Source organism: Microcystis sp. M53598_WE2 (assembly GCF_030067735.1).
GTDB classification, from domain to species: Bacteria; Cyanobacteriota; Cyanobacteriia; order Cyanobacteriales; family Microcystaceae; genus Microcystis; species Microcystis aeruginosa.
The window spans coordinates 1-9,575 of sequence record NZ_JASJFE010000596.1; the positions used below are offsets into that span (position 1 = coordinate 1).

Genomic DNA, 9,575 nt, shown 5'->3' on the forward strand with positions numbered 1-9,575 from the left:
AACTTTAAACTCTAAGACAAACATTTTACGCAGGGGGGACTTAGACAAAATCAGTATAGCACAATAAAAGTTAAGTTAACAAGATATAGTTTAAAAAGCCGTCCTAAAAGGACGGGGCTTTAACCCAAAATTTCGGTAAAGGAGGCAAGAAATAGACCCCTTCGGGCCAATTCCGGTCTAAGGCCGCCCCAAAACCGTTTAATATAGTCTCACTAACCAGAGGAGCAAGAATCCATAAACGGGGCAAATTTTCCTCATTGTAGGGGCTATTTTCTCGTTTGGCTTGTCGCTGTAGTTCAGCAAAAACGGCGGTTAATTTCGAGAGACAATTACGCACATCGGCACGAGTGGGAGAATTACGATAGGGTTCTAGGAGAGCGCTATTTAGGGCAATTTGACCTAATAATCCTAGATTATCGACAGTTATCTGCCGATCTGGATGAGGCGAAAAAAATAGATCAATTTGTCGGGTTTCGTCGGTAATTTCTTTGCTAATTTCTACCCGGCCTAGGGGCGATAATAATTCTTCCAGATAGTTTTTAGCAAATTGGTCATGAGGTTTCATCGATCGAGGCGAAGAAAAAAACGGTAAGATTAGTTAAAGAAAATGATACAAATATACATTGATTAGACAAAAAAAGCTATAAGTAAAAGAAAAGTCAATCTTCCTCAGCCCCATGACGAGAAAAGAACGGCCCCACTCGTGGTTCTCAAGAAAACCCTTGACCTGGCAACAATCGCGGACTATGTGGCGCGATTTATGGTTAGAAGCGTCCCTCGATTTTCCCTATCTAGCTTTGATTGTCAGTTCTTGTGCGATCGCTACCTTTGGCTTAGTCGCCAATAGTGCGGCCGTGATTATTGGGGCGATGATTATTGCCCCTTTGATGTTGCCGATTCGTAGTCTGGCTTTTGGTGGTTTAATTGGCAGTTGGCGATTAATTCGTAAGTCGGCCTTGGCGATTTTAGTTGGTACGATCATCGCTTTAGCGATAGCTTGGTTGCTAGGATTATTGATCGGAATTTCCGAATTTGGTAGTGAAATTCAGGCCCGTTCTCAACCGAATCTTTTAGATTTAGGAGTAGCAATTACGGCGGGGGCAATCAGTGGTTATGCCAAAATAGAACCGAAAATTTCAGGTACTTTAGCGGGAACAGCGATCGCCGTGGCTTTAATGCCGCCAGTTTGTACGATTGGTTTAGGATTATCCCAAGGGAATTGGCTCCTAAGTTTGGGGGCAACTCTGTTATATATTACCAATTTATTAGGCATTGCTCTCTCCTGTTTGTTGGTCTTTTTGCTGGCAGGTTATTCTAATTTTCATCGGGCGCGTAACGCTCTAATTTTGACTTCTATCCTGACAGCAGTTTTGCTAATTCCGTTAGGAATAAGTTTTGCAACTCTGGCCAATCAAGCTCGCTTAGAAAGGTTGCTCAAAAAAGCTTTATTACAACGAACGATTACTTTTCAACGGGCAGAATTATTGGAATCTTCGATTAATTGGCTCAAGCAACCTCCCCGGGTGAGATTAGTAGTAAGAACTGCGGAAAGTATTACCCCCAGACAGGTAGAATTGTTGGAAGAATTCATTACTAAGGAAATGGGGCGACCTTTTCAATTAAATGTCTTGGTTTCTAAGGTTAATGAAGTCACTGCCCCAGAATAAAGTCGAGAAAATTAGCTCAAGTAATGACAAACAAGGATTAATTCGTTATCTTAATGTTTGATATTTAATCTATAGGTAGGGTTCAGGTGAGTGGCGACAATCGACCAGAAAGCACGGCTTATGTGCGGATAATTAAGCAATCTTGGCAAACGGGTAAATTAGAGGGAGAAGTGCGGACGGAACAATATCAATGGCGTTTTCAATGGCATTTTCTTCAAGGCAAGTTATCAGTACAACCTTCCCTAGGTAGGGCTTTGATTTTTGAACCCTTGAATCGGTTTTTAGAACGCTACGATTATCAATTAGAACCGGGAGGAGATTATGAATTTACAGTGCGCTCAAAATTTTAAATATGGGGGATTGAATTACAGCCTTTCTCCTAAGGATGAAGTTTAACCTAATTTGGCCTCATAAAAGGAAAACCTTGTACCTCATCATTAAGATAACAGCCTATTGATCAAGAGAAATTGACGGTTTATGGACAACCCGGCCGAGATACTAGGTTTTTACAGGAAGTTTTTTGATTTAAATCCCACCGGTTAGGCTAAAATTCAGCCAGAACAAAACGTTATATTAACGATAAGAATTTTTAGGAACAAGGGAAATGACGCAAGGACAGAAGGTTTCAGTGGGTATTGTCGGCGCTTCGGGATATGGTGGCGTACAGTTGGTACGTTTGCTCAAAGAACATCCCTTAGTAGAATTAGCCTATCTGGGGGGCGATAGTAGCGCCGGAAAACCCTACAGTGATTTATATCCCCATCTCGGTCATAGCATTAATCTTAATGTGGAGGCGATCGATTTAGAGATAATTGCCTCCCGTTGTCAAGTGGTTTTCTTGGGTTTACCCAATGGTTTAGCCTGTGATTTAGCCCCTCCTTTGCTCGCTAAAGGGTGTAAAGTCTTGGATCTGTCGGCAGATTATCGTTTTACTAGCCTAGACACCTATAGTAAATGGTATGGCAAGGAACGTCAGGATCAAGCGATCGCATCTACGGCTGTGTACGGTTTACCGGAACTTTATCGGGAAGATATTAAAAATGCCTCTTTGATCGGTTGCCCCGGATGTTATCCTACCGCTAGTTTAATGGCGATTTCTCCCCTGTTAAAACAGGGTTTAATTGTCCCGGAAACCACGATTATTGATGCCAAATCGGGAACTTCGGGAGGGGGAAGACAAGCTAAGATTAATATGTTATTGGCAGAAGCAGATAGTTCGATCGGGGCCTATAATGTAGCGGGAAAACACCGTCATACTCCCGAAATTGAGCAGATTTGCGGTGATTTAGCCGGTCATGAGGTGCGCGTCCAGTTTACTCCCCATTTAATGCCCATGGTCCGAGGTATCCTGTCCACAGTCTATGCAACTTTGCGGGATCCCAATCTGGTGCGGGATGATTTAATCACTATCTACAATGCTTTTTATCGCGCTTCTCCCTTTGTCAAAATCCTACCGGGGGGAGTCTATCCACAAACTAAATGGGCCTGTGGTACTAATTTATGTTATCTCGGTATTGAAGTAGATCCGAGAACCGATCGAGTGATAGTGATGTCAGCGATCGATAATTTAGTTAAGGGACAATCGGGACAAGCGGTACAATGTCTCAATCTCATGATGGGTTGGGAAGAATCCCTTGCTTTGCCGCAAATGTGTTTTTATCCTTAAAAATTCCTGGATGCGTTTAACCGAGTACATCTCATTTTTGTAAATCTACTGAGTTGGGATTTTTAAAGGGAAACTATCTTCTAAAATTGGTGATCACTTCCGATTTTATCACTCAATCCAAGCCTTTGGGGGGTTCTACCCCCCAAACCCCGGAGCGCATTAGCTTTTTGGTGGGATGCTTACACGCAGCTGCTGATACATTTGTAATTATTTTAAGAGTCACTGATAATTGCTGATTGTCGGTATTTCTGCAAATGTGAGATGCAGCCCGTTTGACCAGGCATCCTTTGCTCAATTTCGGGAAAAACTGGCAAAATTTTGTCACTATGATTGGGATGCGATGTTTACCGATTGGCAGCAAAGACAAGGAGAAAATGGCTGAAAAGTAGTCAGTTTATCCATAAAAACAAGTGGAGAAACTTCTAAGCTGTTCGTAATTTAAATTGCTTGTTGAGACGAGGCAAGAGGCACTCTTGCAAGAGGCACCCCCAAGGGGTCGGGGGAGATTCGGCTAATCTAAGAATAAGCGGTTTAAATACGTCTTAGCTTAGCGGCTCCTCGATACAAAATGAACATTGTTGACCAAATCATATCACTTTTTAACTCGCTATAATTAATTTATCTCTACACCAAGAATTGACCAGCATTTCTACAGAAATTTGCTGTTCTCTGGCCACTTCTAAAAGTTTCACCATCAAATCTGCATCGATTGCTACTAAATAATGCTTTTTTTTCAGATCGACATCAAAATTGACTTCCGGTAGTTCCGATTCAAATTCTCCCAGATCGTGGCTATCAAAAAAATTGACAATTTCCTCGGTAGAATTAAACTTAGGTAGGCTTTTTGATTTATTTTCTGTCATACATTTTTCTCTCCTTATCAGCCATATCTCTGGCACTTAAAATCAAGGCTTGGTTGGATAATTTATAGACGAATATAACAGCTAAATAACGTCCGCTATCGGTTTGCCCTAAAGCTAGATATAGATATTCTCTCGCTTGAACGCCCTTTTCTACAAATCGAAACTTGGGCTTATTGCCAAGAACTTCTTCCACCTCATCAGGAGTGACACAATGCTTCACGGCCAGTTTTTCTACAATTGTTTCCAACCAAATGATTTCCTCAATGCTCACTAATTTTACCTTGAGCTATAGCAGACAGTTACATTTTAGCCAATCAATTCTAGAAACCCTGACTGACCCGACTGGGATCACCTAAAAAAGCTCTTTCAGGAATCGATCCTTTAGTAGCTTCCGGGAGAATTTGCCAGTGTTGATCTAAAGCTTGTAAAACTCGATCCTGCTGATTTCTGAATCCCTCGATATTGCTACTACCAGCATTCATAATCACAAACCAAACTTTACCCCTTTCTTGGGTGGGAATTTCTCCGGCTAAGGCGCTAACTTGGGCCAAAGTTCCAGTTTTAATCACCACTCCTTTGGGAATGGCGCGCCACTGCATAGTTCCTTTGGTATCGCGTCCCCCCACCGGAAATAAATCGGCGACTTGTATCGGTTGATTGGCTAACTTGCGATCCAAGGCCTTGAGAATCTCAATAACTGCCCGGGGAGACAAGCGATTTTCTACACCCAATCCCGAACCATTAATTAATTGAATTTCTTCCGCTCCTACCCCGGTAATTTTAGTATTAATTGCGTCCACTGCCGCCGGGCCACCGAGCAGTTCCGCTAACATTTCTGACATGACGTTGTTACTATAAATATTCATTTGACGCAACAGTTCCGTTAAAGTTAAGGACTGATGACGCAATAATAATCGGGCATTTTCGGGGCGAATTTGACTGGCTCGAACCATGCCCAAAATCTTCACCTGTGGGGCTTGTGTGCCGCTAGGAAGGCTCTGAAAAGCTTTTTGGGTTTCTTTTGACCATTTCGATTGATCAAGCCCAATTTTCAGCGATTCTCCCGCTTTGAGGGGATCGGTTTGAAAATTCATGGCGAATTTACCCGTAACGATCAGATCGCCTTTGACCTGACGGATGCCTAATTGATCGAGGCCATTGCCCACTGCGATCGCTTCTTCCCAGACAAACAGAGGATCCCCTTGCCCTTCAATAATTAAATCTCCCTCTAACACCCCGTTTTTTACCTCTCCCGTGCTGTAAAAACGAGTAGCAAAACGATGATCGAGAGGCCAGGTTTCCACGGCGGCGAGAGTAGTGGCGATTTTAGTTAAAGAGGCCCCCGAAGCGGGCAGATTACCCTGATGATCAGCTAAATCAGCCCATTCCGTCTCAATTAAGACCCGTTGTTGACTAGAGTTTAAACCTTTTTTAGTCAAGTCTTGCAGATAATCAGCCACGATCGCCGCCACCCGGGGATCGGGAGCGGTGGGAAGGTGGAAAATAGGTTGATTTTGCCAAGAAATTAGGGGAATATTGGCGATAGGTTGGGATTGCCCCCCCAACCAACCCAAGAGAAAGCCGAAAACTGCCAAATTAAAAACTGAGAACATCTTTTCCTTAATCGCAATGATGCCTTATTGTATAGAGATGATTGGTAATTTTTAACAATTGCTCGATCAGAAAACACTAATCCTCGATCGGCCAGCTTTTGTCAAGAGCTGCCGCTCAACTTATTAAAGATTTCTATCCCACTGACTCAATGGCAGAAACGGCATTAAATCGGGCAAGAATCGCGGTAGATGCGATGGGAGGTGACCACGCTCCCAACGAGATTATCGCGGGATCGATGCGAGCTTCCGAAGAATTAGATGTAGAAGTATTATTAGTCGGCGATTCTGAACGGATTGAGGCTTATTTCCAGCATCATCCCCGTCCCAAGAATCTCACCATCGTCCACGCAGAGGAAGTGGTGGCCATGGACGAAGAACCGATCACCGCTATCCGTCGCAAACCAGCGGCCTCGATTAATGTGGCCATGGATTTAGTCAAACAAAATCGCGCCGATGCGGTGGTGTCCGCCGGTCACTCCGGGGCAGCCATGGCGGCAGCGTTACTGCGTTTAGGTCGTTTAAAAGGAATCGATCGCCCGGCGATCGGTGCGGTGCTGCCGACGATGTTGGCGGGTAAATCGGTGATTATCCTCGATGTCGGGGCGAATGTGGACTGTAAACCCAAATATTTAGAGCAGTTTGCCCTAATGGGGACAATTTACAGTAAATACGTTATGGGTGTTGAAGAACCGCAAGTTGGTTTACTCAATATTGGCGAAGAAGCCAGCAAAGGTAACGATCTCGCCCTAAAAACCTACGAATTATTAGAAAATAACCAGCAAATTCCCTTTATCGGCAATGCGGAAGGCCGGGATGTGCTATCGGGACAATTTGATGTGATCGTCTGCGATGGTTTTGTCGGTAATGTCCTGTTAAAATTTGCCGAAGCGGTGGGGGGAATTATCCTACAAATTCTCAAAGAGGAATTACCTAAGGGGATACAGGGTAAAGTCGGGACGGCTTTAATTAAACCCAATCTTAAACAGATCAAACAACGCATGGATCATGCGGAACACGGTGGCGCACTGTTATTTGGAGTCGATGGGGTCTGTGTGATCAGTCACGGCAGTTCCCAAGCGCCTTCAATTTTTAACGCTATCCGACAGGCAAAAAATGCCGTTGATAATCGCGTTTCTGAGCGCATTCAAGCCTACAATGACCACCATCATCAATTAAAAAAGTTGTCGGTGAACGGTGAAGATTAAGCTGTCATCCTTTTGCTGTTATCAGTAATCAGTAATCAGTGAAAAGACGGTGGGAAACTGCTATTTAATACTGCTTACCTAATACTCAAATCTGGTCACTGATAACTGACCCACTGATAACTGACCCACTGATAACTGACCCACTGATAACTGATAACTGATAACTGATAACTGAAAAAGGGGGAATATTTTGAACGGATTCGGGGCAGCAGTCGTCATTACCGGTTGTGGATCGGCCACACCAGCGCAATTTCTTAGTAATGAGGAACTCAGCCAAATTGTCGAGACTTCCGATGAGTGGATTAAAAGTCGCACAGGCATCGGTAAACGCCATTTAGCGGATCGATCGGTGTCTTTGAGCCAATTAGCAGCCCAAGCGGCGATTAAGGCTCTGGAAATGGCTCAGGTGTCGCCTAGGGACATCGATCTGATTCTCTTGGCTACTTCTACCCCCGATGATCTGTTCGGTAGTGCCGCCCAAGTTCAAAGTCAGATCGGGGCCAATCGGGCGATCGCTTTTGATCTCACCGCCGCCTGTTCGGGTTTTCTGGTGGCATTAGTCACCGCCACCCAGTTTATCCGTACTGGTACTTACCGCAATGTCTTGGTTATCGGGGCCGATGTTCTCTCCCGTTGGGTGGATTGGAACGATCGCGCTACCTGTGTCCTCTTTGGAGATGGGGCAGGGGCGGTGGTTTGTCAAGCAAATGATACAAAAGATAACATTCTCGGTTTTGAACTCCATAGCGACGGCAGTCAGAATGGTTCTCTCAATCTCGCCTATGAGGGGGAAGAATTGCCCCTTAAGCAGGGGATAAGGGTTCAAAAAGGGACCTATAAGCCCCTAAGGATGAACGGACGGGAAGTCTATCGTTTTGCCGTGGCGAAAGTGCCAGAGGTCATCGAAAAAGCTCTCTATCGGGCTAATTTAACCACCAGTGACATCGATTGGCTAGTTTTGCACCAAGCTAATCAAAGAATTATGGACGCGGTGAGCGAGCGCCTGAAACTGCCTCCGGAAAAAGTGATCAGCAATCTCAGCGAGTATGGCAACACTTCCGCAGCCTCGATTCCTCTAGCCCTCGATGAAGCTGTCAGGAGTGGTAAGGTCAAAAAAGGTGATATTATTGCTTCTTCCGGCTTTGGTGCCGGTTTAACTTGGGGTGGGATTATCTTCCGTTGGGGAGATTAATTCAGTGATCAGTAAACAGTAACCAGTGATCAGTAAACAGTAAACAGTAACCAGTAAACAGTAAACAGTAAACAGTAAACTAAAAACTCACATCTGATAACTGATAACTGATCACTGATCACTGACCCAAACACATCTATCTATCTATTTTAAGAACTTATGAAAACAGCGTGGATATTCCCTGGACAAGGATCGCAAGCGTTAGGAATGATTGGAGATTTAGCGGAAAGTGCGCTTGGTCAAGAGAGATTAGAAATAGCAGAAAGAATCCTCGGGTGGTCGGTCTTGGAAAAATGTCAAGGGGATGAAGAAACCCTATCTCGTACTCTTTATACCCAACCTTGTTTATTTGTGGTGGAGAGTATTTTAGCGGATTTGTTGCAAGAAAAAGGTCATTTTCCCGATCTAGTTGCCGGTCATAGTCTTGGTGAATATTCGGCTTTGTATGCGGCCAGGGTGTTTAATTTTGAAACAGGATTAAATCTAGTTCAAAACCGTTCCCGTTTGATGGATGCGGCCGAAGGTGGTAAAATGGCCGCCTTAATGAAATTCGATCGCACCAGTCTAGAGACAGTGATTAATCAGACGGAAAATGTAGTTATTGCTAATGATAATAGTGCCGAACAAGTGGTGATTTCTGGGACTCCTGCAGCGGTGGATTTGGTATTAGGTCAAGTGAAAGTTAAGCGCGTTATGCCGTTAAAAGTATCCGGTGCTTTTCACTCTCCCTTGATGGAAAATGCTGCTATTCAGTTTCAGCAGATTTTAGAATTAGTTAATTTTCGGTCTGCCAAAGTTCCCGTTATTTCTAATGTTAATCCTAGCCAACCGATCAACGATGCGGAGGAATTAAAAAGTTATCTCATTCAGCAGATGACTAGCTCCGTAAGATGGCGAGAAATTATGTTAAAATTGCTGGATGTGGGTGTGGAAAAAGCGATCGAAGTGGGACCAGGTAAAGTTTTAACTGGTTTAATTAAACGAACTGTTCCTGCAATTGAGTTAGAAAATATCAGTCAATTAGCCGATATATCCAAGGGTAGCGAAGATGTTAAATTGCAGGGTTCATTAATTGGTGTTGGTTAAATTATCTGGCAACATTTTCGACAAAGGAAGTAAATTGATAGATACCTAGCCAAAAATTTGGTTAGGTATTTTTTTAGAAAACTATCATAACTGAACTTCCCCATACATATCTACTAAGCTAAGACGTATTTAAACCGCTTATTCTTAGATTAGCCGAATCTCCCCCACCCTTGCCTCTAGGGCTGTTTCATTCTCCGATCAGGATATCAAAAGTAAAAGCGATCACTGTCAGGTAAAATGAGGAGTGACCGCCAACCTTTAAAATATATGTTGAGCTTAATAG

The 9,575-nt window shown here is 43.7% G+C and carries 10 protein-coding genes and 1 pseudogene; 7 read left to right on the top strand and 4 right to left on the bottom strand.

The window, feature by feature from the left end:
* Nucleotides 1-136: 136 nt before the first annotated feature.
* A pseudogene (locus tag PX636_RS12040) lies at nucleotides 137-565 on the bottom strand (hypothetical protein); the annotation flags it as partial.
* Nucleotides 566-677: 112 nt separating this feature from the next.
* On the opposite strand from PX636_RS12040, the gene PX636_RS12045 reads away from it, so the two are divergent.
* The 4 genes from PX636_RS12045 to PX636_RS12060 all read left to right on the top strand — a co-directional run bounded on the left by PX636_RS12045 (nucleotide 678) and on the right by PX636_RS12060 (nucleotide 3,569).
* On the top strand, nucleotides 678-1,667 hold the full coding sequence (locus tag PX636_RS12045; RefSeq protein ID WP_012265219.1) for a DUF389 domain-containing protein: 990 nt from the start codon (nucleotides 678-680) through the stop codon (nucleotides 1,665-1,667).
* Between the two features lie 86 nt (nucleotides 1,668-1,753).
* A complete protein-coding gene (locus PX636_RS12050) occupies nucleotides 1,754-2,017 on the top strand; it encodes a DUF3146 family protein (RefSeq protein WP_002798367.1) in 264 nt (87 codons plus the stop codon).
* Nucleotides 2,018-2,271: 254 nt separating this feature from the next.
* On the top strand, nucleotides 2,272-3,333 hold the full coding sequence (gene argC / locus PX636_RS12055) for an N-acetyl-gamma-glutamyl-phosphate reductase (protein ID WP_012265217.1): 1,062 nt from the start codon (nucleotides 2,272-2,274) through the stop codon (nucleotides 3,331-3,333).
* Between the two features lie 53 nt (nucleotides 3,334-3,386).
* Entirely contained in the window at nucleotides 3,387-3,569 is a 183-nt protein-coding gene (locus PX636_RS12060; RefSeq protein ID WP_002798362.1) for a hypothetical protein, read from the top strand.
* Nucleotides 3,570-3,932: 363 nt separating this feature from the next.
* On the opposite strand, the gene PX636_RS12065 is transcribed toward PX636_RS12060, so the two are convergent.
* The 3 genes from PX636_RS12065 to PX636_RS12075 are packed head-to-tail and all read right to left on the bottom strand — an operon-like array spanning nucleotide 3,933 to nucleotide 5,809.
* Complete coding sequence (locus tag PX636_RS12065; RefSeq protein ID WP_002798361.1) at nucleotides 3,933-4,196, bottom strand: BrnA antitoxin family protein; 264 nt, start codon at nucleotides 4,194-4,196, stop codon at nucleotides 3,933-3,935.
* Nucleotides 4,183-4,467, bottom strand: coding sequence for a BrnT family toxin (locus PX636_RS12070; protein WP_002798360.1), 285 nt, complete (start codon nucleotides 4,465-4,467; stop codon nucleotides 4,183-4,185). The genes PX636_RS12065 and PX636_RS12070 overlap by 14 nt, the downstream gene beginning before the upstream one ends.
* 49 nt (nucleotides 4,468-4,516) lie before the next feature.
* Nucleotides 4,517-5,809 carry a D-alanyl-D-alanine carboxypeptidase gene (locus PX636_RS12075; RefSeq protein WP_002798359.1) on the bottom strand — a complete coding sequence of 431 codons (1,293 nt, stop codon included), beginning with the start codon at nucleotides 5,807-5,809 and terminating at the stop codon, nucleotides 4,517-4,519.
* A gap of 149 nt (nucleotides 5,810-5,958) precedes the next feature.
* On the opposite strand from PX636_RS12075, the gene plsX reads away from it, so the two are divergent.
* The 3 genes from plsX (at nucleotide 5,959) to fabD (ending at nucleotide 9,292) form a co-directional block, all read left to right on the top strand.
* The gene (gene plsX / locus PX636_RS12080) at nucleotides 5,959-7,014 is read left to right on the top strand and encodes a phosphate acyltransferase PlsX (RefSeq protein ID WP_147069366.1); all 1,056 of its coding nucleotides are present in this window, start codon (nucleotides 5,959-5,961) and stop codon (nucleotides 7,012-7,014) included.
* Between the two features lie 190 nt (nucleotides 7,015-7,204).
* On the top strand, nucleotides 7,205-8,206 hold the full coding sequence (locus PX636_RS12085) for a beta-ketoacyl-ACP synthase 3 (RefSeq protein WP_288117349.1): 1,002 nt from the start codon (nucleotides 7,205-7,207) through the stop codon (nucleotides 8,204-8,206).
* 159 nt (nucleotides 8,207-8,365) lie between these two features.
* On the top strand, nucleotides 8,366-9,292 hold the full coding sequence (gene fabD / locus PX636_RS12090) for an ACP S-malonyltransferase (RefSeq protein ID WP_002798356.1): 927 nt from the start codon (nucleotides 8,366-8,368) through the stop codon (nucleotides 9,290-9,292).
* Nucleotides 9,293-9,575: the final 283 nt, after the last annotated feature.

Excerpts from the sequence above, each read along its gene's own strand:
- PX636_RS12045 (WP_012265219.1), top strand. The coding sequence starts at position 678 with ATGACGAGAAAAGAACGGCCCCACTCGTGGTTCTCAAGAAAACCCTTG.
- argC (WP_012265217.1), top strand. The coding sequence starts at position 2,272 with ATGACGCAAGGACAGAAGGTTTCAGTGGGTATTGTCGGCGCTTCGGGA.
- PX636_RS12065 (WP_002798361.1), bottom strand. The coding sequence starts at position 4,196 with ATGACAGAAAATAAATCAAAAAGCCTACCTAAGTTTAATTCTACCGAG.
- PX636_RS12075 (WP_002798359.1), bottom strand. The coding sequence starts at position 5,809 with ATGTTCTCAGTTTTTAATTTGGCAGTTTTCGGCTTTCTCTTGGGTTGG.
- plsX (WP_147069366.1), top strand. The coding sequence starts at position 5,959 with ATGGCAGAAACGGCATTAAATCGGGCAAGAATCGCGGTAGATGCGATG.
- fabD (WP_002798356.1), top strand. The coding sequence starts at position 8,366 with ATGAAAACAGCGTGGATATTCCCTGGACAAGGATCGCAAGCGTTAGGA.